Source organism: Arenibacter sp. S6351L, from assembly GCF_023016025.1.
GTDB classification, from domain to species: Bacteria; Bacteroidota; Bacteroidia; order Flavobacteriales; family Flavobacteriaceae; genus Arenibacter; species Arenibacter algicola_B.
The window spans coordinates 45,256-72,086 of the sequence record NZ_JALKBB010000012.1; the positions used below are offsets into that span (position 1 = coordinate 45,256).

Annotated in this window: 19 protein-coding genes and 1 pseudogene; 11 read left to right on the plus strand and 9 right to left on the minus strand. The window is 38.7% G+C overall.

Features of this window, described 5'->3' with window-relative positions; translation table 11 throughout:
* Positions 1-60: 60 nt before the first annotated feature.
* The 4 genes from MWU82_RS11560 to MWU82_RS11575 form a co-directional block, all read right to left on the minus strand.
* Positions 61-663 carry a YkgJ family cysteine cluster protein gene (locus MWU82_RS11560; RefSeq protein WP_348646984.1) on the minus strand — a complete coding sequence of 201 codons (603 nt, stop codon included), beginning with the start codon at positions 661-663 and terminating at the stop codon, positions 61-63.
* 139 nt (positions 664-802) lie between these two features.
* Positions 803-2,563, minus strand: a complete 1,761-nt coding sequence (locus tag MWU82_RS11565) for an arylsulfatase (protein ID WP_247096503.1) — start codon at positions 2,561-2,563, stop codon at positions 803-805.
* A 381-nt stretch (positions 2,564-2,944) separates the two neighbouring features.
* On the minus strand, positions 2,945-3,661 hold the full coding sequence (locus MWU82_RS11570; protein ID WP_247096504.1) for a ribonuclease activity regulator RraA: 717 nt from the start codon (positions 3,659-3,661) through the stop codon (positions 2,945-2,947).
* Positions 3,662-3,686: 25 nt separating this feature from the next.
* A complete protein-coding gene (locus MWU82_RS11575) occupies positions 3,687-4,652 on the minus strand; it encodes a TIM barrel protein (protein WP_215946369.1) in 966 nt (321 codons plus the stop codon).
* A gap of 135 nt (positions 4,653-4,787) precedes the next feature.
* Here MWU82_RS11575 and MWU82_RS11580 point away from each other — a divergent pair, with 135 nt between their 5' ends.
* From MWU82_RS11580 to MWU82_RS11635, 11 genes and pseudogenes are all read left to right on the plus strand, one after another.
* A complete protein-coding gene (locus MWU82_RS11580; protein WP_247096505.1) occupies positions 4,788-7,097 on the plus strand; it encodes a chondroitinase-B domain-containing protein in 2,310 nt (769 codons plus the stop codon).
* A gap of 635 nt (positions 7,098-7,732) precedes the next feature.
* A complete protein-coding gene (locus MWU82_RS24375) occupies positions 7,733-9,787 on the plus strand; it encodes a polysaccharide lyase family 7 protein (protein WP_348646985.1) in 2,055 nt (684 codons plus the stop codon).
* A gap of 71 nt (positions 9,788-9,858) precedes the next feature.
* Positions 9,859-10,236 carry a cupin domain-containing protein gene (locus MWU82_RS11595; protein WP_215946367.1) on the plus strand — a complete coding sequence of 126 codons (378 nt, stop codon included), beginning with the start codon at positions 9,859-9,861 and terminating at the stop codon, positions 10,234-10,236.
* A 48-nt stretch (positions 10,237-10,284) separates the two neighbouring features.
* A complete protein-coding gene (locus MWU82_RS11600; protein ID WP_215946366.1) occupies positions 10,285-11,037 on the plus strand; it encodes a glucose 1-dehydrogenase in 753 nt (250 codons plus the stop codon).
* A 456-nt stretch (positions 11,038-11,493) separates the two neighbouring features.
* Positions 11,494-14,676 carry a TonB-dependent receptor gene (locus MWU82_RS11605; RefSeq protein ID WP_215946365.1) on the plus strand — a complete coding sequence of 1,061 codons (3,183 nt, stop codon included), beginning with the start codon at positions 11,494-11,496 and terminating at the stop codon, positions 14,674-14,676.
* 10 nt (positions 14,677-14,686) lie between these two features.
* Positions 14,687-16,021 carry a RagB/SusD family nutrient uptake outer membrane protein gene (locus MWU82_RS11610; protein WP_247096506.1) on the plus strand — a complete coding sequence of 445 codons (1,335 nt, stop codon included), beginning with the start codon at positions 14,687-14,689 and terminating at the stop codon, positions 16,019-16,021.
* 310 nt (positions 16,022-16,331) lie between these two features.
* The gene (locus tag MWU82_RS11615; protein WP_247096507.1) at positions 16,332-17,039 is read left to right on the plus strand and encodes a FadR/GntR family transcriptional regulator; all 708 of its coding nucleotides are present in this window, start codon (positions 16,332-16,334) and stop codon (positions 17,037-17,039) included.
* 224 nt (positions 17,040-17,263) lie between these two features.
* Complete coding sequence (locus MWU82_RS11620) at positions 17,264-18,547, plus strand: MFS transporter (RefSeq protein WP_215946363.1); 1,284 nt, start codon at positions 17,264-17,266, stop codon at positions 18,545-18,547.
* 30 nt (positions 18,548-18,577) lie between these two features.
* Entirely contained in the window at positions 18,578-19,342 is a 765-nt protein-coding gene (locus MWU82_RS11625) for an SDR family NAD(P)-dependent oxidoreductase (RefSeq protein WP_215946362.1), read from the plus strand.
* A 200-nt stretch (positions 19,343-19,542) separates the two neighbouring features.
* Positions 19,543-20,211: pseudogene (locus MWU82_RS11630) on the plus strand (bifunctional 4-hydroxy-2-oxoglutarate aldolase/2-dehydro-3-deoxy-phosphogluconate aldolase).
* Positions 20,212-20,215: 4 nt separating this feature from the next.
* Entirely contained in the window at positions 20,216-21,490 is a 1,275-nt protein-coding gene (locus MWU82_RS11635) for an Nramp family divalent metal transporter (RefSeq protein WP_247096508.1), read from the plus strand.
* Between the two features lie 16 nt (positions 21,491-21,506).
* Here the strand turns inward: MWU82_RS11635 and MWU82_RS11640 are convergent, their stop codons facing one another.
* The 5 genes from MWU82_RS11640 to MWU82_RS11660 all read right to left on the minus strand — a co-directional run bounded on the left by MWU82_RS11640 (position 21,507) and on the right by MWU82_RS11660 (position 26,809).
* Complete coding sequence (locus MWU82_RS11640) at positions 21,507-22,223, minus strand: SIS domain-containing protein (protein WP_215946359.1); 717 nt, start codon at positions 22,221-22,223, stop codon at positions 21,507-21,509.
* Positions 22,224-22,651: 428 nt separating this feature from the next.
* Positions 22,652-22,843 carry a cold shock domain-containing protein gene (locus MWU82_RS11645; RefSeq protein ID WP_031442744.1) on the minus strand — a complete coding sequence of 64 codons (192 nt, stop codon included), beginning with the start codon at positions 22,841-22,843 and terminating at the stop codon, positions 22,652-22,654.
* A gap of 124 nt (positions 22,844-22,967) precedes the next feature.
* Positions 22,968-24,053 carry an OmpA family protein gene (locus tag MWU82_RS11650; protein WP_247096509.1) on the minus strand — a complete coding sequence of 362 codons (1,086 nt, stop codon included), beginning with the start codon at positions 24,051-24,053 and terminating at the stop codon, positions 22,968-22,970.
* A gap of 153 nt (positions 24,054-24,206) precedes the next feature.
* Positions 24,207-24,632, minus strand: a complete 426-nt coding sequence (locus MWU82_RS11655; protein WP_247096510.1) for a hypothetical protein — start codon at positions 24,630-24,632, stop codon at positions 24,207-24,209.
* A 425-nt stretch (positions 24,633-25,057) separates the two neighbouring features.
* The gene (locus tag MWU82_RS11660; protein WP_215946357.1) at positions 25,058-26,809 is read right to left on the minus strand and encodes a TonB-dependent receptor; all 1,752 of its coding nucleotides are present in this window, start codon (positions 26,807-26,809) and stop codon (positions 25,058-25,060) included.
* Between the last annotated feature and the right edge of the window lie 22 nt (positions 26,810-26,831).

A 26,831-nucleotide genomic window follows, 5' to 3' on the forward strand; every position in this document is an offset into this window, starting at 1 on the left:
TTAATAGATTTTTCCACCACAAAAGACCTGGAATACCCTAATTAAGTATAAAGTATGAGATTATGCGATAACCTTATGCCCTTCCGGAAAGGGACGGTAGGCATAATATTGAAGTACTTCCTCTATGGCAGCCTTCATGGCCTTGTTGATAGGTAGAATACTGTTGCCCATCCTAAAATCTATTTGATTGAGGTTCATATAGTAGTCCGTAAAAATAGGCACGTATAGTCCATTCTTCATAGCTGCTTGGGCATACTCGTAACGTTCGGCCTGATTCTCCTTAATGATCTTGCAGGTGGCCAAACGGAGTTGTCCCAGTTTATCCCTGCTTGCCCCATATCCAAACAGTCGGCATATTAATCCACGATACTTGTAATCGCCACAGCTTCCGCTATTACTATCAAGCACAGAAAGTGGCCTGTACAAATAGCACAGAGAACTGCTATTTACCCTTAATTCCTCTAAGGTAGTTTCTGCCTTCCCATTTAAAAAGAGATGGAAAGCCCATGGCAAAAATTCCAAAGGGGAAGCATCTATGTCCGGATGGGTGCAACATTTACCGCAACCTGCTTTACAGCCCAGACCCGATTCGGATTGAAAAGTAGCTATCTCCCGATCCAAAACGGCGAATAACGCCTCAACTGCTTTTACCCTACTTTCCATGGACATAAATATTTTGCGCGAATGTACGCCAATAAAGGTATTGTGCAACAATTATTTAAGGTAACTCTTCGGGAAAATTCCGACCAAAAAAATACATCCCCTTCCTTGAAAATGAGTGATAAAAATATCCGTTAGCTTCCTAATCCACCTTTTCCATTTCCATCCAAAACGGAAATATATTTTTGTTGTCCACTGCATAAAAAGGTAAAAGCTTGCCCGTCATTTTTGGAAAATAAACCTTCTCCATCTGAATTATATCGGTATTCCCATCTTTGTTTTCCATTTGTCTTACCAGGGTATTGGCTTCCAAAACCATTTTACCATTGGCTGCTACAGGCTTTACAAACTTAAATGTAATATCATAATAGCCCTCTTCAATATCAGTTTCCCAATGACCATAAATTTCCTCTTGATTCCAAATACCGCGTTCCCCACCAGCATCATTCCTATTTAAAATGACAGGGTTTTCGTTTGGGGTACCGACCAAAATTTTTGGAGGGTTCACAAGATTTTCAGAAATGATCAACTCATTATATATTTTATCCAATTCCTTTTTAAGGTCTATGGCCAATGCTTTATTCTCCTTTAACACATTGTACTGTTCATATGGATCCTTGGTAAGCTGAAACAATTCGAACTCTTCAATAGTGGCGTTATAGTCCGTTTTTCCCACTAGTTTATACCCAGCTTTTTGAATGGCCATATTATTGTACAACTCGGGATAACGCCGGGACCAATAAAAAAACAAGGAACGATCGGCCCACTCTACTTGCTGGCCCTTTATTAAAGGAACCAAGCTTTTACCATCTATTACCCTGTCCTTGGGCATTTCCACATTACAAATTGCGGATAAGGTAGGCAAAACATCCAAATGCGCAGTCATAGTTTCCACATCTATATTGCCTTTGGAAAGAGCTGGATATTTCAAATAAAACGGCACTCGGACACCCCCATTGTAAACATCTCCCTTAAGTCCCCTCATACCACCCACATATCTGGTTTGTTGGGGACCATTGTCTGTCATGAAAATTACAAGCGTGTTTTCCGTGAGCTTCAAGTCTTTCAATTTTTTGAAGAGTTTCCCTAGATTGTCATCAATATTGTTGACCATGGCGTATACCTTTCTAGCATCTTCCTTGTCCTTCTCGCTCATTTCGGGAAAAGGCTTACCGTCCTTACCAAAACCAGAAGAGGGGTCTATGTCCTTGTATTTTTGATAATAGGAATCAGGAACTTGCAAAGGGGTATGAGGTGCATTAAATGCCAAATAACAGAAAAAAGGGGACTCCTTATTTTTATCAATAAAATTGATGGCTTGATCGGTAAAAATATCCGAACAATACCCGTCATAAGGCTCTTGCTGGTTATTATGCCATAGTACAGGGTCAAAATAACTTCTATCCCCTTTAAAATAAGTGGTAATATCTCCAACCTGACCCATACCCCCAGAAAGATGAATTACGGATTCATCAAAACCTTGATCACTTGGCCTACTCGGAAAGTTATCGCCTAAATGCCATTTACCAAAAGCCCCGGTACTATAATCGGCCTGTTTCAACATTTCAGCAATGGTTACTTCGTTGGAAGCCATAATGGCTCCCCCATTGTAGGTGTCCCGCATTCCTGTACGCAAGGAATATCGTCCTGTCATTAAACTGGATCTGGTGGGAGCACAAACAGGAGAAACGTAAAAATTATTGAACCTAACACTTTCACTTGCCATGGCATCAATAACCGGTGTCTGCACATGGGGGTTCCCCGTAATCCCCAAATCTCCGTAGCCTTGGTCATCCGTAATGATCAAGATTACGTTGGGATGTTGTTTGGATTGACCCTTTGCACCAACGGTTAGACTTAAAATTAGGAAAAGAATAATACGATGTGTATACTTTAAAATCATAAGAAATAGTTTCAAGTTTTGTTGATTCTTTTTTAAGTCAAACTGAATAGGAGTACAAATTACTTAATTTCGCATTACCACTAAAAGTCTTTACTAGAATCTTAATAAACATTATTCCATTATCTAAGGGCTAACAATCCATTCCTTTTTCAGGGCAATTAAATTAGTGACCAGCAAACCTGTTTTTTGGACACGGTTACCGGTACAATGCCCTAAAATCAGATTTTCGGGATCTAGGAAGTACAATGCCATAGGAACAAGGGGGGTTCACGATATTAAAAAAACTCAGTTTGCACTTCCGGGATGGAGCAAAACCCACTAGAAGTACAACAGTTTTATTGCTTAGTTACCACTGCTCAAGAATGTTATAGTTTAATTGTTTTAAGTTTTATTTGCCCTCCAAGCCTCAAATTCTTCAGCAATTTTTTTATCCACTAAAGGGTATAGTCCAACAATTGATCGTCCATTTTGTACATTTTCCATCACGAATTCCTCGAATAGGGTCATTTGCAAACATTCGTCGGCCACCTCATCGGAAATAGCGGCAGGGATTACCATAACCCCATCATCGTCCCCTACCAAAATATCTCCTGGAAAGACAGCCACATCACCACATCCAATGGGTTCGTTAATGGCAATGGCCTGGTGCAAGGTAAGATTGGTGGGTGCCGATGGTCTATTGTGATAAGAGGGAATATTCAACTCGGCAATTTCAGCGGAATCCCGGAAACCGCCATCTGTTACAATTCCCGAGACCCCTCTTACCATCAATCGGGTGACCAATATGGAACCCGCGGAAGCAGCTCGGGCATCCTTTCTGCTATCAATAACCAAAATAGCGCCTTTGGGACACTCTTCAACCGCTACCCGTTGTAGATGTTTAGGGTCCTTGAACACTTCAATAGTATTTAAATCTTCACGGGCCGGTATATAACGCAAGGTATAGGCCTCCCCTACCATAGTAGGCTTACCCAATTTTAAAGGTTTAATGTCCTGAATAAATTGTTTTTTCAATCCTTTTTTAAAAAGACAGGTAGCAATAGTGGCGGTACTGACTTTTCTTAATTTCTCTTTTGTAGAATTTGTTGTGTAGTCCATATTGTTATGCTCTGGTTATCCCTATTTATTCCGCTCTTTGCCAAGCTTCCTGAAGGAAGGTCAAATCCTTTTTCATTTGTGCAAAGACTTCTTTTTTATCTATGGTGATTTCAGTCGCGCCGTGTTCAGCACCTCCCAACCCGTACTCCAAGTGCAGGGAAACAGGCACGTTTATTTTATATTTTTTGAGCAATGAAAAGTAGCGATCAAAATCTACCATCCCCTCCCCCAACGGAGTATTGATGGGCTTCCATTGTCCATTGACGGTTCCCCATTTAAAATCTTTAATGACTATGGTTTTAATAAAAGGTCTAATAAGTCGCAACCCGAGTTCCCAACTGCTGCCCCCTTCCACAACGGCGTGTCTTATATCATATTGGCAACCAATATTTGCATTTTTGGTAGCCTGAAGAATAGGCGGCAAATCCCATATGGGCGCCCCTACGTGATTACCTGCATGATTTTGATAACAGCCGATAAGACCCAGCTGTTTATTTAGAACTTCCAAATTCTTCAATTGTTCGCCATAGATAGTCTGACTTTCAGAAATCTCCCTGTTCTCAGGATAGCTTAGCCAAGCAGTACGATAATGGGAAAATCCACTTTTGCTGGCTGTTTCCAACACGGATCTATGTTCCTTGTTATTAACATCAATAACGTTGGTGGTCATCAGTCTAGGGTTTAGACCATATTTTTTCATGGCCTCGACCGCCTTAGGCAAATCCTCCGATACACGATCTGGCAATACGTGCCCCTCTGGCCTTACCGTCAAATCCAATCCGTCAAAACCCATTTCCGCCGCCGCCTCGGACATATCCTTATAGTTAAGGAACTGAAGATGTTTGGAAAATAAATGCACTTCCAGATTCCCGCTCGATTTGGAAATAGGATTAAAAATGGATTCATCAAATCCCATCAATGGTAAGGCAGCACCAGCCATTGCGGCAAGTTTAACAAAATCTCTTCTTTCATAAATTGTCCTTTTCTTCATTTTATAGGTTGCTTTATAGATTATTACACAGTTTTTATGTTAAATATTTGTTAGTCCAACAAATATACGTATTTTTGGTTAACCAATCTGGTTAACCAATTAATAATTATAAGTGCTACATAAAATTCATTAATTATGACAAGACTAGTAACATTATTTTGCTTTTTGTTTATTATCGGCGCTTGTGGGGAAAAGACCAATCTTAATACCAAAACCGTAGGCACTCCTGAAGAATTGGAAGAAGCCATAAAAAATGTACAGGCTGGGGATAACATTGTTATGGCCAATGGTATATGGAAAGATGTCCAAATCAAATTTATAGGTGAAGGCACAGAAGACAAGCCAATTACAATTAAAGCTGAAACACCTGGAAAAGTTTTTATTGAAGGGGTATCCGATTTAAAATTAGGAGGGAAGTACTTAGTGGTCGATGGTCTGCACTTTAGAAATGGTCATTCCCCGAGCGAAGCAGTATTGGAATTTAGGGTGGACGAAAATATGATAGGCAATCACTGCACCGTTACCAATTGCGTTATTGAGGATTTTAATAAAATGCATCGTGATGATACGGATCTTTGGGTTCAATTTTGGGGAAGACACAATACCCTGAGCAACAGTTATATTGCCGGAAAAACAAATCGTGGCCCAACTATTAGGGTGGATCTGGAAGGCAATGAGAGCATAAAGAATTACCATCAGATCATTAACAACCATTTTGGGCCTAGACCTCCAAAAGGGGGTGCAAGTGGCGAGACTATTCAAATTGGCAATAGCTATTCATCAATGTCCCCAAGTTATACAAAGGTTGCAAATAATTTATTTGAAGAGTGCAATGGCGAAGTTGAAATTATTTCCAGTAAAACCAACTTCAATGAGTTCAGAAATAATGTATTCTACAAAAGCGAAGGTTCTTTGGTAACAAGACACGGTAATTATTGCACTATTGATGGCAATTACTTTATTGGCGATGGTAAAAACGAAAACATAGGAGGTATCAGAATAATCAATACTGGGCATTGGGTAACCAACAATTACTTCTACAATATAAAAGGGAAGAATTTTAGAAGTGCCCTGGCCGTGATGAACGGAATTCCAAAATCACCCCTAAACAGATACAATCAGGTTACAGATGTAGTGGTCGCTTATAATACCTACATAAATTGCGATTCCCCCTGGCAATTCGGAGTTGGTCAAAATTTAAGTCAGGAAGATGTTTTGCCTTCTTCTGAAATTCGTTCAGCCAGACCCATAAGGACAATAATTGCCAACAACGTAATTTATAATGAAAAAGGTGATGCTTCACCGGTTGTGGAACACGATAAGGCCGATGGAGTGACCTTTAGAAGCAACGCCATCAATAATCAAGGTGTAGATTTTAAATCCTATGAAGGATTGGAGCCCGTTAATTTTAATATTAAAGAAATCGGTGAAAATATTTTTATCCCTTCATCCAAAATAGATATTGAACCTTACCATGGGTTCGAATTTGAAAAAATTTCGAAAGATTTAGTTGGAAATTCCAGGGCCAAAAACAATTCTATTGGAGCCTTCACGAATACGGATTTTAAAGACCCAAAAATTTTGGACCGGTCCAAATATGGTCCAAGTTGGTATTCAGCTACAGCAGAAGCTCCTCAACCTAAAATGCTAGTTGTTGCAAAAACAGAAAATCTACAAACAAAAATAAATGAAGCGGATAATGGGGATATAATTTCACTGGAAGCGGGAAATTATGATATCCCGAAATCCTTGATAATCAATAAAAAGCTGACCATTCAATCTTTGGATAAGTCAAAAGTTGTCCTAAATTATTCAGGAGCAGAAAATTCACCATTATTCCAACTTCAACCTAAAGGCTTTTTAAATCTGAAAAATGTAACATTAAAAGGAAATAATGCCCAACATGCATTTGCCAGTTTAAAAGAAAATATGTTTACACATTTTGGGTTAACGGTTGCCGATTGTGATATCAATGATTTTAATTATGTCTTAAAGGTCTATAAAGAGTCCTTTGCAGAACGTATCACCTTTGAAAACACTTCAATTTTAAACTGCGAAAATGGTTTGGAACTATCAGAAGAAACTAATGATCTAGGAGATTATAACACTGAATACCTAACTATAAATAATTGCCGGTTCTCCAATGTAAAAAGCAATGTGATCGACTACTATCGTGGAGGTTATGACGAATCTACCATTGGTGGGAATCTGTTGGTCACCAACAGCACCTTCACAAATTGTGGGGCACAAGAAAAAAGTGGAATTCTGATCAACTCCCATGGCATTGTTAATGTCGATATTTCCAAAAACACCTTTAAAAACAATCCGGTAAAACTGGTAGCCTTACTTTGGGGAGCGAAAAACAATACCTATTCGGACAATGAGATAAGCAATTCAGGGGAAATCCGTGTTGAAGAGAATTTAGAAATGAAATTACTGTACTAAACCAATCCCCCTTTCATTAAGCCACTTTGCAAGGATTACATCCAATGTTTCTAATTAAAAAGAAATAAACAAAAATTAAAACCTATTAAAATGGCCGCCATAATTGCAAAATTATTCGTACCAGCTCATATAGCAGTAATAAATAGCTCTCTTAATACCGCTAAGAGGTCCAATAATCAAGATTCAAAAGCCACAATTTATCCAAGCGATGTAATACCATTGCTTCTAATTTGATTAGATCTTATAAGGTCTATTATTTAGCGGTCTTTTGGAATAAAGAACCTTAATCCCAAATTCTTTTTTGAATACCCCCTATACAATACCCTCTTAGAGCAAAATTCATATTTGCCGAATTAGCAATTTCATAGATAGAATATTATTAATTAAAGATAAAACAGATGGATTTAATGTTAAATATTTGGTGGTTCCACAAATTTGCGTATTTTTGGTAAACCAATCTGGTAAACCAATTTTTACAAAATCACTTTCGCTATGTTTTTTAATGGCTTTCGTTATCGTAGAAGTGCAGGTAAAACCATCTGATAGAAGGTTTCTTTTAGATTGTTGAAGAAATTATCCTTGCCGTTAAAAAAATAGCTTTTTACGGTTTTTATAGAAAACATAACCCATATAATATGAACTTTAAAGTATTCAATTCGGTTTCGGTACATTATTTATTCATGATAAGTACCATTTTGCTATTTATTAGCTGTAAAGAAAACAAAAAACAAGAATCTACAGACAAAACTGACAATGTAGCCTTAGGTCGCAGTGCAAACGACATCATACCATTTTTTCAACATTGGAATTTGATCCTAGGTGATGGCTCTAATGTAGGCCAAGCACTTGACTATGAGAACAAGAATTTCTTTTATACTGCGAGTGATGATCATGGGGATTGGGTCGTATTCAAAACTCCAAATGCAGGAAATACCCATGGTACCTCGAACAATACAAGAACCGAATTGGCCCAATTAAAGAAGTGGTCACCAATGACAGAAGCTACTATGAAAGCTACCCTAAAGGTAATGAACGTGTCAACTACCGGCGATGCCCGCGTTGCTTCAACGTATTCAGTAGTGGTTGGTCAGATTCACAGTGCAGATGGGCATGAAAACGAACCACTTAAAATCTTTTATAAAAAATTTCCTGGGCATGAAAAAGGCTCTGTCTTTTGGCATTACGAAATAAATACTGCAGGTGATGATAATTCCAAAAGATGGGATTATTCATATCCTATATGGGGCTATGACTTTTCTGTTGTCGGTACTGATGAAAACACCTATCCCCCTGAACCGGTTGACGGAATTGCTTTAGGTGAAGAATTCACTTATGAAGTAGTCATTAAGGAAGGTATGATGTATCTAACATTCACGAGTGAAGGCCATGAGACCAAAAAATTCACTAAAAATCTTATTTCCTCTGAATATGCAAATCGTTCAGACATGCCAGAGCAAACCAAGAAATTATTTGTACCCATAGGGCAGGATGGCCTGGAGCGCAAAGAAGCGTATACCGGCGAGGGCCTATTTTTCAAATTGGGCACGTATAACCAAACCAACGGGAAAGACCCTAAAATCAATAAAGTCTGGTGTTCTGGTGCCGAAACCCATGGTGGTGATCTACAAAAACAATATGCAGATGGCAATTACGCCGAGGTTTGGTTTAAATCAGCAGATATCACAATCAGCGATGATGCCATTTCGAATGCAGGTTATTTCGAAGCGAATGATGGCTTAAGTTCGAAAACGGTTTACCCAAATGAGGTAATTCCTTTTATGGATAAATTTAAAATATTGTTGGGTGACGGCACGGAGGTGGAAGATATCACGGAGTTCGAACACAAAGATTTCTTCTACACCGTGATTGACGGTACAAGACGTTGGGTAGTCTACAAAACTCCAAATTCTGGTGTCACTTCAAAAAACTCCAGTAATACAAGAACCGAACTACACGAAAAAAGAGAATGGCTCCCTGAAGATGGTGGTAAACTAACAGGTACCTGCAAGGTAATGCAGGTCTCCATTTCTGGAGATGCCAGAGTTGCTGCCTCTTATTCAACTGTTGTCGGGCAAATTCACAGTGGTGAAGGACATGAAAATGAACCACTAAAAATATTTTACAAGAAGTTTCCTGGTCACACTAAAGGTTCGGTCTTTTGGAATTATGAAATCAATCCAGAAGGTGATGACAATTCCGGAAGGTGGGAATATTCCAATGCTGTTTGGGGGCACGATATGTCTGTCATTGGAAAAGGTAAAAACGACTATCCCGCTGAGCCTAAAAATGGAATTGAATTGGGTGAAGAATTCAGTTATGAAGTAAATGTTTATAAGGGAATCATGTATCTAACCTTCAAAAGTGAAGATCACGAAACTAAAACATTTACCAAAAATCTAATCTCATCTGAATATGTAAAAAAATCGGACTTTCCTGCACAGATGAAGAAATTATTTGTTCCCATAGGTCAAGATGGAACTGAACGTACCACTGCTTATAGTGGAGAGTTGAATTATTTTAAACAAGGGGCGTACAACCAGACCAATGGAAAAAGTCCCGAAACCAATATGGTTTGGTTTGCAGGTGCGGAAACCTATGGAGGTGATATCGCCAAACAATATGAAAATGGCTGTTATACGGAAGTATGGTTTAGGGAAGCAACAGTAGGTCAGGGTACACCACCAAAGTAAATGGAATTGATTTACATAAAGCAGTTGATCGCTATTAAAAAAGAGTAAAGACATATTAAAATCATAAAAAAATGAAACGATTTAGTAAAAAGTACATCACCACAAAAGAAATGGAATGGGAAGAACTTGGAGGAGGAGTATCAAGACAGTTTTTGGGGTACGATAACCAAATCATGATGGTAAAAGTGAAGTTTGAAAAAGGAGCATTAGGTTCCCCACATAAACATTTTCATACACAAGCTACCTATTGTGCTTCAGGTAAATTTGAATTTGAAATTAATGGAGAAAAGAAAATTGTAGAAGCAGGAGATGGAGTTTATATTGAACCTAATCTATTGCATAGTGCAGTTTGTTTGGAAGAAGGGATACTAATTGACACATTTAGTCCTGTAAGAGAAGATTTCTTGAGCGGTGGAGAGGTATCGTATTTTGGAGATAAGAAGTCATAATAAAAAAAACGCCCTTTTCGGGAAGACTTTATGTCATAAACAACACATATGAATTTAAAAGGAAAAATAGCCATTGTTACAGGTGGCACTAGAGATATTGGAAAGGCCATTTCCATTAAATTGGCCAAGGAAGGTGCTAAGGTTGTAGTAAATTACTATAGCAATGAAGCAAATGCCAAAGAAACTCTGAACGCAATTAAATCGGCCGGTGGGGAAGCCATCATTGTCAAGGCGGATGTGACCAAGAAATCCGAAGTAGATAGACTCATAAAGGAAACCATTGGCAATTATGGTGATACTATAGACGTACTGGTAAACAATGCCGGTGGCCTGGTTGCCCGAAAGACAGTAGCTGAGATGGACGAAGCTTTTTTTGACAAGGTGATTAAATTAAATCTTAATTCAACTTTCTTGGTCACCAAGGCAGTTTTGCCCCATATGAAATCTGGGGCCTCCATAGTAAATATAGCCTCCCAGGCCGGTAGGGATGGTGGGGGCGGTGGATCTATAGCCTATGCAACATCAAAAGGAGCTATAATGACCTTTACTAGAGGTCTGGCCAAAGAGGTGGGCCCAAAAAATATTCGGGTAAATGCCCTTTGTCCCGGTATGATTGCCACCACCTTTCACGACACCTTCACCACAGATGAAGTACGGGAGAAAGTAGCAGGAATGACCCCGCTTCGCAGGGAAGGCTCGGCAGAGGAAATTGCAAATGCAGTGGCCTGCCTGGCATCTTCTGAAACTTCCTTTATTACAGGGGCAAACATCGATATTAACGGTGGACTTGCCTTTTCATAGAATAGATCAAATACGAATTTGATAATTTCTACAAGCTCCAATTAGCAGATAGAAAAATTTAACACACAAAAATTGTAATTAAATTTTTAATTAACAATTAAATAACATATATTTGGTAAACCAAACTGGTTAACCAATTTGGTTTACCAGAAAAACTTAAAACAACAAGACCATGTTAAAAGAAAGACACTTAATAATAAACCCTAGAATTTAACAAAAAAAAGGACGGGCGCACACCCATCCTTTTGTAAAAAGATTACTTCATTCTGAAGGGAAGTAATACCAAAACATGCAAATAATACTAATTACATATTTACTGCAAAACTAAGTAATTTCATTGAATATTAGTGCAGCAATGTGTTTTAGTAAGTTGAAGGATTAAATGTGAACAATATCACATTAAAGGTACCCACGGCAAATGAGCCAGAATTTATTACTAACTTAATTAAATCACTAATGAAATTCAAAACCAATTTAATTCTAACAGTAGTATTGTTATTCAATATTGCACTGTTCGCCCAAGATGGACGAATACTGTCCGGAACGGTAACGGATGCTGCCCAGATTCCAGTGCCTGGAGTGAATGTAATTATAGCCAATACTACTACCGGTACGGCAACCGACTTTGATGGAAATTACCAAATTGAGGTAAAAAATGGGGATGTACTACAGTTCTCGTCTTTGGGCTTTGTAAGCCAATCTATACCAATTACAAATCAAGAACAATTGAATATCACCCTGCAAGAAGATGCAAGTCAACTTGATGAGGTTGTGGTAGTTGGATATGGTACTATAAAAAAATCACATCTTACCGGAGCGGTAGCCAAAGTAGGCGGGGATGAGGTTGCTGCTGTTCAAGTGGCCCGTGTGGATGATGCTCTGGCAGGTAAGTTGTCTGGGGTAAGGATTCAAAATCAAAGCGGAGAACCTGGTGCCGATCCAAAGATCCAAATAAGGGCAGCTTCATCTGTTTCAGGTGACTCAGGGCCGTTAATTGTTGTGGATGGCTATCCAATTTCAGGTAATCTAGCAACCGTTAACCCTAACGATATAGAAAGCTTAGAGGTATTAAAAGATGCTGCTTCAGCTGCTATTTATGGTTCTTTGGGTGCAAATGGTGTTATTTTGGTAACCACCAAAAAAGGTAAAGCAGGAAAAGTCAATTTTAATTACAATTCATATACAAGCACTTCAAGCAAGTATGTAAAGGACATTGAAATGCTTAAGACTGCAGGGGAATGGGCCAATGAGTTACAAACTAGTGCTTATGATCTTTCCGAAACCGACCCAGGTTTATTGGCTTACAGACTGGATGCATACGCTAATGCGCCTGATGTAGTAAGTATAGAAGATTGGCTTTTCAAAAATGGTAGTTCAACTAGCCATGATTTCAGCGTGAGCGGAGGGTCTGAAAATATAAAAGCTTTTGCCTCCCTTGGCTATCTGAACACTGAAGGTATTGTAAAAGGGCAAGGTTATGAAAGATATAACGGACGTATGAACCTAGATGCCAACTTGGGTGCCAAATTAAAGGCCGGATTGAGTATGAACGGATATTATGGCAAGCAAGATATTGTTCCTTGGGAAATGAGAGATCTTTTGAGATCATATAGCATAAGTCCTATATACCATACGCAAGCCTCAATAGATTTCGTTCAACAATTGGATCAAAAAAGACAGGCATTATTTAATTCTGGATTTACAGGAAATAACATAGGCAGATCATTTGACCAAGATTATAGAGGTATAGGTCTGGATCCTACAAGTATCTATGATCTGCAACCAGGTGATGTAGTTCACGATTGGCAATACGGTAGAAATCAAAATGGTATTGGAGGAACAGGAGATGCAGGTGTAGCGGCGAAGTTTGATAATTCACAAAGATGGAAAAAGACATATTTTGGGAACGTAAGTTCTTATCTACAATATGAAATCATAGAGGGTTTAAATATTAAAACCGTTTTTGGAGCAGATCTTGAAGATACCCAGACCTACGAATATCACGGAATATTATCGGATGGCCAACAGCGTTCCAATCAAACAGAGTTGGATATATCCAATATAAAAAAATCTACCGTGTTAAGTACAACTACTTTAAATTATGCAAAAGTATTTGCTGATAAGCACGATATTTCTGCGGTGGCGGGAATGGAGTTTGTAAATACCTATTATAAGGGAATTGTCAACAATGGATCGAACGTCCCATTTGGCCTACCTTTAAATTATGACTTTTTTGATCCTGCAGATGTGATTACCAACGAGATAGATGAGACTCAATCAAGAAATGGTTTTTTTGGAAGAATTGCCTACGCGTTTGATGATCGTTATCTATTATCGGCATCCATTAGGAGAGATGGTGATTCACGATTTGGGGCCAATGAAAAATACGCAGTATTCCCAGCACTATCCTTAGGCTGGAATATTCATAATGAATCTTTTTTCGGAAATGCTGATGCGTTTAGCCTATTTAAACTTAGGTTTAGTACCGGGTCTTTAGGAACCGCTTCCTTCTTAGGGTCATACAACTCATTAAGTATTTTAGGTACCTCACCGACCGCTTTCGGGACAGGGTTTCTAATTCCTGAGGATATAGCAAACCCAGATCTAACATGGCAAACCAATAAAGAGACAAACTATGGGGTTGATACAGGGTTTATAAATAACCGAATTAGATTGAGTGTAGATTACTATACGTCCGATGTACAAGATATGTTGATCAATCAAAGTGTTTCTGAAGTTCTTGGAACACCAGCTATAAAACTTAATCGCGGTGATGTGACCAGTTCCGGTTTGGAATTTGAACTTAATACAAAAATAATTACCAATCAAAACTTCTCTTGGAATATCAACGCCAATTTATCAACTGCTAAATCAGAAATTACCAATCTAGGTGAACTGACCGAACTGCCCAGGCAAATTTACGGTGGACCGAGTGGTAGAGGTCCTGAATTTAGAAACTATGTAGGAGGTGAAATTGGTGAAATGTGGGGTTATGAAGTAACTGGTGAGGTTGAAACGATACATATGTCAGATCCCTCCAGAGGCGTTGGATTTGGTGCCGGAGAATGGTATGTTGTAGACCAAAACGGTGACGGAGAAATTACCTATGAAGGAGATTATGTAAAGTTAGGATCCGCAACACCGGATTTCTATTGGGGACTTTCTAGTTCCATGAGCATAAAGAATTTTGATTTTTCGTTCCAATTCCAAGGATCTCAAGGAGCAGAACTTTACAATATAGACCCCATTTACTGGAAATCACAATTTGGAGGTAGATTAAAGTCCAGTTTTGATGCCAATAATGACGGTATTGCCGATGCCAGTGGCAAGTTTTATCAAGAGACTAGAAATGCACATGGTTCTGGGATTCAAGATGCTTCCTTTACCGCTCTAAGAAACATAACCTTAGGGTATACTCTTGATCCTGACCTAACGGATAAAATTGGCATAGGTTCTATGAGGGTATATGTTGCAGCTACCAATTTGTTGTATATAATGGCAGATAATTATACCTCATTTAACCCTGAAGGTGTAGAGATCGAAAATGATGGTTATGCGGGTCCAACCACCTACGGATACCAAGAAGGTGCAAGCCCTATTGTGAGAAGTTTTACTTTGGGTGTAAATGTTAATTTTTAATAAAGAAATCATGAAAAAAATGAAATCTATATATTTAGTAATAGTTTCCTTGTTGTTGATAACATCATGTGATAACGATTTGGATCAAACACCACCTTTATTACTTGAATCCAGTGGTTTGGAGGAATTTGGACCCGTTTTGAATGCGGCGTATTACTATCAGACCGGTGGTTCAACACCAATGGGTGTGATGGGCGACTTTAGGGCCGACAATATGTTGATGTTAGAAAGCCCATATACGGCATTTGACACCTACAATGCAGATTTAGGAGGTTTAGATTTGGTGGAACAATTTTTTAGACCATTCTATAGCAATATGTACAAGGCAATCTTAAGTGCCAATAATGTCATTGAAAATTCAACCAAGCCTAAGGAGATAGCTGAGGCTAAATTCTTAAGAGCTCTGTCCTACTTTAAATTGGTGATGGTTTTTGGTGATGTCACCGTGAATTTATCCCCTACACCCAGCCCTTCCGATTTGTCCATTTTAACAAGACAACCGGCTGCCGACGTGTACAATAACGTGATTATCCCAGACTTCCAAGCCGCAATAGCTGGTTTGGACAATTCTGGATTGGCAAGTGGGCGCGCATCCAAAATCGCAGCTCAGGGTTTTCTTGGAAAAGTATATATGTACAGAGGTAATTTTCCGGAAGCTGCAACAACGCTTGGAACTGTTATAAGCGGTGCTGCTGCCGCAGGGATAAGTCTGGAAAACGACTTTGCCAACGTTGTAGTCGACGGTAATTCGGAAATCATATTTGCAACCCAATTATCAACTTCAATTCCAAACGCCTATGGCTCAGCCACCACATTTGTAGGATGGTTTACCGGGGCAGATACAAAAGCCCTTACGCCTTTAGACCCACGCTTAATTGCCGCTTTTGACGACAGTAGCGCTGGTGGTGGAGGTACGGATTTAAGAAAGGCGCTTACTATTGATACGGATAATATGAATGGCAGTAAGAAATATACTGGAGCTTTGGAACAGGACTATATAGAATTGAGGTTATCCGATGTTATTCTAATGTACGCAGAAGCACTGAATGAAAATAGCGCTCCTGCATCAACTGTACTTCCATTATTGGATCCTATAAGAACAAGAGCGGGTTTAAATAGTTTAACTGGAACAGTAAGCTCACAAGCTGACGTTAGACAGGCAATTGCTGACGAAAGAAGAGTGGAGTTGGCCCTAGAAGGCCACAGATGGTTCGATTTGGTAAGGACAGGTAGAGTAGATGCGGAAATGGGAGCAACGATTAGCAGTGATTACTATGTGTTTCCTATACCAAACTCAGAAATTCTTGCTAGCGATGGAGTTATTACCCAAAATGATGGTTATTAAAAAGCAGCTAATTATCTTCAGACTAGGGACAACAAAGTATTTGCCAGCTTGTGGTTTTAAAGTCGGAAGTGGAGCCATAAAAGTAAAGGTATATAAACAAGTGGGACCCCACCCATAAAGGATTGGCAGTTTTAGTTAGTTATTGTTTTAAAATTTACTGGCTTGTTGTCAGGCCAGTAAATTTTTATTATCGCAAAGTTAATGTAACAAGGCCGGAATTATAATTAAGTAATATTTTTCTCGATTGCCTTTTATACCTAAATTTGACACGCCAAACTGGTTAACCAATTTACGACATAACAAGATTAGCATGAAAATAGAAATTCTCCCAAAAAACGAAAACGACGCCATTCAAAAAGAGATTATATCCAAGATCAGGGATTATATAAATTACAAGAACCTGGAGCCAGGGGACAAATTACCTTCGGAAAGAAAGCTATCCGAAAATTTTGAAGTAAGCAGAAGCAACGTAAGGGAGGCTATTCAGACCTTGGAGTTCTATGGTCTGTTAAAATCAAAGCCGCAGAGCGGTACGTTTGTTGCCGATATTGGTTCCGTGGCATTGAATGGCATGATAACGGATATTTTAAGGCTAGAAAAGCCAGATTTCAAATCCTTGGTGGAGACAAGAATACTGTTGGAGCTAAAAACTGTTAGATTGGCAGCTTTGAGAAGATCCAAAGAAGAATTGATAGAAATAGAGGAGGCTTTGGAGGCCTATTCGGCAAAAGTAATGAATGGGGAAGATGCCGTACAGGAAGATTTATTGTTCCATTTGGCCATTGCCAAGGCAAGCGGTAACAGTACGATAAATACATTTATGCTGACTATTACACCAGAGATCATTACCAACTTTACCAAATATCATGTATGCGACAAGAATATCGCTTTTATTGGAATTCAAGAGCATAGGGATATTTATGAAGCTATAAAGAACCAAGACCCCCAATTGGCCAAGGAAAAAATGAAAGTACATTTTAAAATGCTATATCAATATTGTTACAATATTAAAGATTAATAAAAATCACCAAGTGATAAAAACGCACACTTTTATCGCTTTATAAAAAAATAATCTGAAGGGAAATAATACTTGAAATAATACTATGGAATTGAGTAATATTTAAATACTCCTAAAATTTTCAGCTATAATTCAAGTATTAAAAAAGCACGGATAATTCATCCGCTTACCCTCTATTGCCTAAAATGACATAGCAACAGAAATACAAACCAAAGCAAAATACTATGAAAATTAAAGGATTACGTTGGTTCATTATCGGTCTTATCTTTTTAGCAACTGTTATTAATTATATAGACAGAAGTGCTTTGTCCATAATGTGGGGCAATGAGAATGTTGAAGGCTCCATATCCCATTCTTTGGGCCTAACCAAAGATCACTATAGCTATATCCTAAATATTTTCATGGTAGCTTATGCCTTGGGACAATTATTCTCGGGCAAACTATTCGATAAAGTAGGTACCAGGATTGGATATGTAATCAGCATTGGTATTTGGAGTTTATCCACCTTATTGCACTCTACAGTAAGAGGGTTTTTATCACTTGCATTTTTCAGAACAACATTAGGATTATCAGAAGCAGGAAACTGGCCAGGTGCCGTAAAAAGCAATGCGGAATGGTTTCCAATAAAAGAACGTGCCATAGCGCAGGGGTTGTTCAATGCCGGTGCCTCCATTGGGTCGGTTATAGCACCACCCCTAATAGCAGTCCTTTTTGTGGCCTATGGTTGGGAAGTTACGTTTATCATAGTAGGGGCCATAGGTCTTTTATGGATTATTCCCTGGCTGTTAATCAATAAAGCGGGACCAAAAAAGCATCCTTGGATAACTGAAGAAGAACAAAAGTTTATTTCAGAAGGACAAAGTGTAGCCGATCAAAATGCCACTGAAGACCAAAAAGGACTTAGCCTAAAAGAAATACTTTCTTATAAAGAATCTTGGGCCATTGTAGCAAGTAGATTCTTCTTGGAACCTATCTGGTGGCTCTTTGTGGGCTGGATGCCCATATATTTATTTGACGTGTATGGCTTTAATGTAAAAGAAGTGGGAATGTTTGCCTGGGTTCCTTACGTAGGTGCAGCCATTGGGAGTATTGCAGGCGGCTATGTTTCTGGAGTCATTATTTCAAAAACGAACTCAATAAACAAAGGTAGGAAAACCACTATTTTCATAGGTGGCGTCATAATGGCCTTGGGTCTTATAGCGACTATTTTGTTTGCAGATACCCCAGAAAAATTCGTTGCGATCGTATTTATAGTGTTATTCGGATTTCAGTTTGCCATTGGAAATATCCAAACCTTACCTAGCGACTTTTTTAGTGGTAAATCTGTAGGGTCTTTGGCCGGTCTAGGTGGCATGGTAGGGGTGTTTTCTGTAATTATCATGAACTTTTTAGTACCTGTAATTGCAAAGGTTTCCTATACACCCATTTTTGTGGCCATAGCCATTTTCGTTCCTCTTGGCGTAGGATCTATCTATTATTTCGCAAAGAATATAAAATCAGTAGAATAATTTAAAATTTAATAATATAAAAATTGAAATATGAGTAATTCAAAAGGAAAAGTAGCAGTAATAACAGGAGCTACCGGAGGCATTGGTTTCGAAGTAGCAAAAAGATTGGGCAAAGACGGATACACAGTAGTATTGAACGGTATAGATGATGAAGGAGGAGCTAAAAGAATTAAAGAGCTTACTGCCGAAGGTATCACTGCTGAATATTACGGATTTGATGTTACCAAGGAAGACGAAGTAACAGCAAACATTAATAAAATTGGCAAGAAATATGGAAAAATTGATGTTCTAGTAAACAATGCAGGTGGACTGGGCGGAAGATCCAGGTTTGAAGAAATGACCACTGAATTTTACAGATTTGTGATGGCATTAAACTTGGATTCAGTATTTTTCGCTTCAAGAGCTGCCATACCTTATCTAAAAAAAGGAGATCTTCCTACCATCATTAACTACACATCCATTGCAGGCTGGAATGCCGGAGGGCCTGGAGCAGGAATTTATGGAACATCCAAAGCGGGTGTCCATGCCATAACCAGGGCATTGGCAAAAGACCTTGCCGAATATGGAATTAGAGTAAATGCAGTATCTCCGGGTACCATTGACACCCCTTTCCATACCGAAATCAAATCTACCAAACCAGAAGTATTCGCTTCCTGGAAAAACAATATCTTGTTAGGAAGATTAGGACAACCTGAGGAAGTAGCCTCTGTAATTTCGTTTTTAGCTGGTAAGGATGCCGCTTTCCTTACTGCCGAAACTATCCAAATAGGTGGTGGACAAGGTTTAGGAATTTAAGGAAATAGAAAACAATAAGTAAAAAAGTAATTAAAATCCGGGAATTCATAGGCCGGAAGGCTCTTCCCGGATTTATTTGTATTTACAGATCACATACTTGGCCCACGTCTTTGCAAACGGCACGCTGAATACTTTTTTCTTGGCCAAAGTATACCGTCTGCTACAGTACCCGGAAGACTACCAAATAGTAATAAAAATATATGGCACAATACACAAGAATAGAAGTAGCAACTATTATGAAGGAAACCGGAATGGTACCTTTGTTCTACCATTCGGACATAGCACTTGGCAAGAAGGTTTTAAAAGCATGCTAAGATGGTGGTGCCAGATTAATGGAATTTACAGCAAGGGGCGACTTCGCTTTCGAAGTTTTCTCAGCGCTGAACAAATTTGCCATAAAAGAACTTCCAGGCATGATTCTCGGGGTAGGTTCTATTACCGATGCCGCCGCAGCTTCATTATATATGCAAATGGGGGCCAATTTTATAGTAACCCCATCCCTCAGGGAAGATATTGCAATTGCCTGTAATAGAAGAAAAGTCCTTTGGTCTCCTGGATGCGGTTCCCTTACCGAAATTAACAATGCCGAGGAATTGGGTTGCGAAATCGTAAAATTGTTTCCCGGATCTACTTATGGTCCTTCATTCGTAAAGGCCATTAAAGGACCACAACCCTGGACAAGCATAATGCCCACCGGAGGGGTCACTACTGAAGTTTCCAACTTAAAGGCATGGTTCAATGCCGGCGTAACCTGTGTAGGACTGGGATCCCAACTTATTAGTAAAGAAATATTGACCAATGAGGATTTCGTTGGACTTGAAAATACCGTTCGCGAAACTTTAGGGTCTATAATAAAGCTAAGAAACTAAATTGATGGAAAACCAGACCAAAAAAAATTCACTTTTAAAAAAATTATTGGCTTTGGTTCTGGCCTTTGGCCCCGGAATTTTTGCCATTGGATATACTATCGGCACAGGAAGTGTAACCTCCATGATCGTTGCAGGAAGCACCTACGGCATGCAATTGCTATGGGTTTTGTTGCTGAGCTGCCTATTCTCCGGAATCTTAATGTATTCCTATGGTAATTTCGCCCTGGTCACCGGAGAAACAGCCCTATTTGCTTTTAAGAAGCACCTAAGATGGGGAAAGCTAATTGCCATAATGATAATCATTGGCATTTCATTTGGGCAATGGAATTCTTTAATGGGTATTTTAGGGATTTCCGCCAACATTATCTTCGAGATATTCCTCATCTATTTTCCCAATTTGGAAGGCTTTCAATATGAATCCGTTTTAATAATTGCCATAGTGGTCATTATAATCATGTACGGTTTCCTAATGGTAGGGAAGTATGCCTTCTTTGAAAAAATATTGGTCATTTTCGTCACCATTATGGGACTTTCCTTTTTTATCTCACTTTTTATGGTCTACCCCTTGCCTATTGAAGTCGCTAAAGGATTAATACCGTCCATACCCAAGGTGGAAGGAGGTAAAATGATGGTGGCCGCCTTTGTAGGTACCACCATGGCTGCTGCTACTTTTTTATCCCGACCTTTATTTGTTAAGGGCAAAGGATGGAATATCAACAACCTTAAGCAACAAAAAAAGGATTCCATAATAGCCGCCTGTCTTGTCTTTGTTATTAGTGCATCGGTCATGGCCGTAGCCAGCGGAGCTCTGTTTCATCAAGGTCAACCGGTAACCAAAGTATTGGATATGGTAAACACCCTGGAACCGGTCGCTGGAAAATTCGCATTGACCCTGTTCTTCTTCGGGACTTTAAGCGCTGGTCTGTCCTCTATATTTCCCTGCCTATTGATTGCTCCTATCCTATTGGCCGATTACCAATCGGGGGAATTGGACACCACTTCCAAACAGTTTAAGATAATTACGGCCGTTGCATGTCTGTTTGCCCTAATTGTTCCTGTTTTTGGCGCCAACCCTATAGAAATGCAAATTCTGTCCCAAGTTTTTAATGTATTTGTATTACCCCTGGTAATACTTGGAATTATTTTACTGATTAATAATAAAAAGCTAATGGGCAAATACAAAGCAAGTATTTTCCTAAATATAGGATTATATGCCGCTTTTCTTTTTTCAATTATTATCTCTTATAATGGGATTGTGGCCCTGTTGGACTTCTTTTAGGGAGCCCTAATAGATGCTATAAATGTTTTACCCTAGATTCATATTTTTGATAGAGCGCCTCATTGTCCGCCTCATCTATGTTCTGACTTTGAAAAACGGAGACATCCACACCTCTGTCCAAATTAATTTTTATGGCTTCGGTCGAGATTATGTTTACAATGATCATTCCCAGTACCGAGGAAGCAGGACCTATAAGAAGGTCGTTTATAGCGATAACCCCATCCCCGGATGGAACACAATTATCAATGACCAAATCCGCAATCTGATATAATTTCTTTCCGCTAGAATGCCTGGAAGGATACTTTTTGGACTGCTCCAAAGAGGTAATCGCTATTGTACTTAACCCCTTCTGCTTTGCCTTCATAGCCATCTCCAAGGGCAAGGCATTTCTTCCAGAATTTGAAACAACAATCAACACATCCCCTTTATTAAATTGATACTTATTCCAAAGTATTTCGGCAAGTCCACTAATTTGTTCCATTTTAGCCGATCTTCTTGCCCCGCTGGCCATAAGCACCATATCGTCCATAATGGCATTTACGTTGGCCAAATTGGAGGCCCTGCCAAACATTTCCATCCCTATCATTTGGGAATGACCTGTGCCTATGGTGTGAATTATGCCATCATTCTTGATAACATCCGCTACAATATTAGCGGCACTGACCAATTGATCCTTCTGTTCAGTGGACATTTTATTGATCAGTAATTTTATTTTATCCAAATATTCGAACATAGGAACAATTACATTTAGTTATTGAAGGAAACCATATGTATTACTATCGGGATGTACTAGCACGTCTACCAATAATGCCAACTAAGGTTTCCAAAATCCAATATAAAGAATAAAATCATAGCCACCCGAAGGTATAAAGATATATAATCACATTATTGGCCATAGCATTGGGGGTAAAGCAGTATTGAAACAGTAATGGCATTAAAACCTAAACCATTCACTGGACTCCTATAAGGGACGTACCCGAAGCTCGGGGTATTAAACCGTCCCAAGATCTGGTATTATACCGAAAACCCCGCCTTTTGGCGGGGTTCGTTCGACTATCGTATTCCAATGCGCCTGCGGCTTTTAAAATACGGGTCTCACGAACAAAAAAAAAGCCTATCAAACGATAGGCCTTAGGTCTTAGGAAATTAAAAAAGTATATATTAAATAACTTTAACGTTTACTGCGTTTAATCCTTTTTTTCCTTCTTTTAGTTCAAACTCAACTTCATCGCCTTCGCGAATTTCGTCGATTAAACCAGAGATGTGTACAAAATGTTCTTTGTTAGAACCTTCTTCTGTGATGAACCCAAATCCTTTGGCATCGTTGAAAAATTTTACTGTTCCTCTACTCATTACTAAAATTTAAATTAATTACTTATTGTGAATCAAATATAGTTCCAAAAGTTTGAACCACAATCATTTATAGCCAACAATTTTAACATGTATTTAAAAAAAAATCGCTCAGCCCTTTAAAAGCTTACTTTTCAGGGGTTTTGAAAATTATAAACTCTACCCTTCTATTCTGTGCCCTACCCTCTTCATCCTCATTATTTCCTAGTGGTTGCGCTGCTCCAAAACCATTGTAGGTAATTCTTTGGCCGGCCAAACCCAATTGGATCAACCTATTTGCCACTGCCATTGCACGTTTAACAGAAAGGTCTGTATTGTAGGAAGAAGTACCCAAATTGTCTGTATATCCATTGATTACAATGTTCAAAGTACTGTCTGATTGCAAATAATTGTAGACGCGCATTATCTCATGAGCGCCCTTTTCCCCTAGATGGGACTCATCAAAATTAAAATGAACATTTTCAAAAATATGGGCCTCGTCCAAGGCATAGGTCTGTATTCCCTCCCCAACATATACCATATCCAAAAAATAATAGGCCCCATTCACATTTTTTTCCTTTACCAACCTCTGTCGCCTTGTAGAAGCATTGTTCTTAAAATTACCAATAGTAATAAACTGCTCGCCGCCCGCAGCAAGAAAATTAGTGGAAATCTTGGTCCATGCATTGTCATCAGTTATAAATTCGTTGCCCAAAATTTCAACGATGGTAAAATTATTTCCTTCTATTTTGGAAAGCTGCCATTTAGTGAGTCCCTTTTTTATTTTAACCTCTATTGGTTTTGTAGACAAAAGGACATCAAAATCACGAACAACATGATCCGAATTCTCGGCCAAACTAATATAAAAGGACACTGTATAGGTAACCCCTTGCTTTAAAGGCTCCTTTAACTCTCCTTGGATATATTCCCTGTAATCTTCAGGGGCATACATATAGAATCCCAGATAGGCGTTCCCAAATTTTGCCGTCTGCTCTCCCATAAAATTGGTGGGCACCCCCATGCTAAGACTACAGCTATTAAAATAATCAGTAGTTCCCTTAGTAGGTACGGACCAATATTTAAGGTCTTCCCCAAAGTTCCCTAAATGATCCGGGCATTCCAAAAAAGATTCAAAACTTGGATTTTCTACTAGGTTTTGGGACATGGCCCTACCGAGGCATAATACGGACAAAATCCCTATCCAATTTCTACAACCTACAGCGATTTGCCTCATACTGAACAAATTGTATGTAAAACTTATTGGCAGAAAGAATCCCTCACGGACAAAAAGTTTAAGTACATTTTATCAAAAATAAAAAAACATCCCCATATTCAGGGATGTTTGTAATACCTATAGACAAATACAACTGTCTGATCTACATAACTATTAGGATTTATTTCTTTTCCCTTTCAACGAAAATGAGCCTTCTGTAGAATTGGCCTTACCATTTATAACATCATCCTTCACTTGCAAGGAAACCTGCACTTCTCCCCCTTCAATATAAACCGAAAAGTTTACTTTATTCTCATTTACCTTTACTTCCGAAGCCGTCAAGGTATTATAATTTACCTTTACCACTACCTTATACACCTCTTTGTCCTTAGTAATAATTAACAAACCGGCACTATATTCATAAGGAACATCCTCCACTGTATATTCCCATGTTCCAATTGGAGATTTATACACTTCTTCTAGCACTTCGGTTAAATTATTGGGACAATAATGACTATGACCTGAGTTTACTGCCAAAAGCGACGTACTACCCGAAACAAAAAAAAGACAAGCGCAAAACAATTTTCCAATATTTTTCATTCTTATAAAATTTTATAATTAATAATTATCTAGACAACAAAATAAAGTTATACAACAACAAAAAGTAATCTTTTTTCCCATTCTGTGATTAAATGTGTCCTAGCCGTGACGAATGGGGGCAATTTTAAAAATTACATTTTGTTAAATATAACTTTGTTTAACACAGACCAGCACTGCTTTTGAAAAAAAATCTTAAACCCAGGCAGCTGTATCGCAGGATTTCAGCTCAAAATGGGGCAAGAGGTCCCAACGCTATATAACACCCACATAATGGCAAACCTCCTAAAAACAAAAATACCTTACTGCCTTTTTTGCTTCCCGAGATAGAAAACTAAAGGCAGAAGGTACATTTACGGCGATCATAAAATACCACGGGGTTTTTGGCAGATCATGAGCAACCGCTAATTCTAAATATTCTTTTTTATCTATAGATCAAATTTGTACGTGGCTCCTGCCAAAACCTGGAAACCCTGTACTTGATAATTATTCCAACGCATATAATTCTGGTTGGCTATATTATTTGCCTTTGCAAAAACTGACAATTGCTCGTTTATGCGATAGCCAATATGCGCATTGGCATCAAAATAGCTATCCAAGGTAACCGGAGTCATTGCAAAATCTGCCGGTAAAGTTCCTGGAGAGGCCACCGTATAAAGGTCATCGCGTTCCCCTACATAAAACAAATTGGCACCCATGAACCACTTCTCCCCTATTTGATAATCCATAAACATAGCGGCAGTAAGACCTGGTAGGTTCCAAGCAGGATTATCGGTTTCCGTATCGTAATCATATACTTGGGCATTTATCCCCAGGCTAAAATTACGGTTTATATCTACGTTTAATTCACCAAAGACTCCTAAGGTCTTTACATCATCATAAAACACCTGGAAGCTATTACCATAGAAATACCCTTTTTCGTCTGTCCTGGAGGTATTTTCAGGATTTAGCAAAAATAGTGGTTTTCTATTTTCCGCCATATAAGAGCCCTTTAGGTTATAGCTAAGATTAGGTAATAATTGTCCTTTTAAGCCTATGTAGGCATCATATTGTTGGTCTGTAGGTTGCATGTCCAAAGTTGGGGAAACGTATGGGTTCTCTTCTACAAATCCATAGAACGAGTTTTGCTTTAACTCACCCTCTACCCCACCGTAAGCTATGGCTACCTCATCCAACAAACGATAGGATGCCGTTATTGTGGGATAAATATAAAAGTTGCCCTCACTGTTTTCCAAATCCATGCCATACACTAAATTTACGCCCAGATTAAGCGAAAGATCATCCCCTAAAATATTAATATTGGGATTTATACCAACTTGTAAATGCGAATAATCTATTCCGGGAACATTAGAATCATTGGCCACTTGACCATTTTTAAACTTACCCCCCAAATAATCTACCTTGGCCTTAAGCGTCAATAACTCATCTCCCAAAGGAAATTCGAAGGCAGGCTTTAGCACTGCCCTATTTTCACCTGATTTAGTGGAATCCCAAAATCGTCTATAGTACAAATTGGCACTCTTAAAAAAAGAATCTTCCATTTCCACAAAACCACCTGCAAATGCATTAAAATAGTTCTGTTTTTCATCTATGCCGTTCACTAGTTCCTCTGTATAATATCCATTGGGAATTCCGTACCAATTATATAATTGATGTTGTGCCCCTATATTGGCTCCCCAACTTATATCCCTGTCCCTTTTGGTATAATTGGCGTCCAATTTGGTATTATAAAATATATTATCCAAAGCAGTTCCGTCTATTTCTCCCCTTGAGGAATGGTGGTTTAGGCTTACATCCAATCTTTCATCCCTATTGAGGGCACTACTGGTATAAAAATCAGCCAAAGCGTTATTATAGTTGCCCAGACCTATTGATGCATAGGAGTTATATATTTTTTCCGGAGGCAGTTTCTTCACACCTGAAGCTTTACCCTTGGAAGGAGTAAAAGTAGAGGCAACGGGTACAGAAAATATGCTGTATTTGATTGGCTTTTTTTGCAAAACAATGGAATCGTTCAAAGTGGGGACCGACTTCACCTTAAACGCGTCCGAAATGGTAGGTGCATAGGCCTTTACCACTGTCACCGTTTCCGTACCTAAATCTTTTTTATCGTCCTGTGCCAATCCGATTTGTAGAAAACCTAGAATAGCAAAAATGGATATTTTTATGTGCTTGTGCATATTGTGTTCTTTTTGCAAGGAA

Excerpts from the sequence above, each read along its gene's own strand:
- MWU82_RS11560 (WP_348646984.1), bottom strand. The coding sequence starts at position 663 with ATGGAAAGTAGGGTAAAAGCAGTTGAGGCGTTATTCGCCGTTTTGGAT.
- MWU82_RS11565 (WP_247096503.1), bottom strand. The coding sequence starts at position 2,563 with ATGATTTTAAAGTATACACATCGTATTATTCTTTTCCTAATTTTAAGT.
- MWU82_RS11570 (WP_247096504.1), bottom strand. The coding sequence starts at position 3,661 with ATGGACTACACAACAAATTCTACAAAAGAGAAATTAAGAAAAGTCAGT.
- MWU82_RS11575 (WP_215946369.1), bottom strand. The coding sequence starts at position 4,652 with ATGAAGAAAAGGACAATTTATGAAAGAAGAGATTTTGTTAAACTTGCC.
- MWU82_RS11580 (WP_247096505.1), top strand. The coding sequence starts at position 4,788 with ATGACAAGACTAGTAACATTATTTTGCTTTTTGTTTATTATCGGCGCT.
- MWU82_RS24375 (WP_348646985.1), top strand. The coding sequence starts at position 7,733 with ATGAACTTTAAAGTATTCAATTCGGTTTCGGTACATTATTTATTCATG.
- MWU82_RS11595 (WP_215946367.1), top strand. The coding sequence starts at position 9,859 with ATGAAACGATTTAGTAAAAAGTACATCACCACAAAAGAAATGGAATGG.
- MWU82_RS11600 (WP_215946366.1), top strand. The coding sequence starts at position 10,285 with ATGAATTTAAAAGGAAAAATAGCCATTGTTACAGGTGGCACTAGAGAT.
- MWU82_RS11605 (WP_215946365.1), top strand. The coding sequence starts at position 11,494 with ATGAAATTCAAAACCAATTTAATTCTAACAGTAGTATTGTTATTCAAT.
- MWU82_RS11610 (WP_247096506.1), top strand. The coding sequence starts at position 14,687 with ATGAAAAAAATGAAATCTATATATTTAGTAATAGTTTCCTTGTTGTTG.
- MWU82_RS11615 (WP_247096507.1), top strand. The coding sequence starts at position 16,332 with ATGAAAATAGAAATTCTCCCAAAAAACGAAAACGACGCCATTCAAAAA.
- MWU82_RS11620 (WP_215946363.1), top strand. The coding sequence starts at position 17,264 with ATGAAAATTAAAGGATTACGTTGGTTCATTATCGGTCTTATCTTTTTA.
- MWU82_RS11625 (WP_215946362.1), top strand. The coding sequence starts at position 18,578 with ATGAGTAATTCAAAAGGAAAAGTAGCAGTAATAACAGGAGCTACCGGA.
- MWU82_RS11635 (WP_247096508.1), top strand. The coding sequence starts at position 20,216 with ATGGAAAACCAGACCAAAAAAAATTCACTTTTAAAAAAATTATTGGCT.
- MWU82_RS11640 (WP_215946359.1), bottom strand. The coding sequence starts at position 22,223 with ATGTTCGAATATTTGGATAAAATAAAATTACTGATCAATAAAATGTCC.
- MWU82_RS11645 (WP_031442744.1), bottom strand. The coding sequence starts at position 22,843 with ATGAGTAGAGGAACAGTAAAATTTTTCAACGATGCCAAAGGATTTGGG.
- MWU82_RS11650 (WP_247096509.1), bottom strand. The coding sequence starts at position 24,053 with ATGAGGCAAATCGCTGTAGGTTGTAGAAATTGGATAGGGATTTTGTCC.
- MWU82_RS11655 (WP_247096510.1), bottom strand. The coding sequence starts at position 24,632 with ATGAAAAATATTGGAAAATTGTTTTGCGCTTGTCTTTTTTTTGTTTCG.
- MWU82_RS11660 (WP_215946357.1), bottom strand. The coding sequence starts at position 26,809 with ATGCACAAGCACATAAAAATATCCATTTTTGCTATTCTAGGTTTTCTA.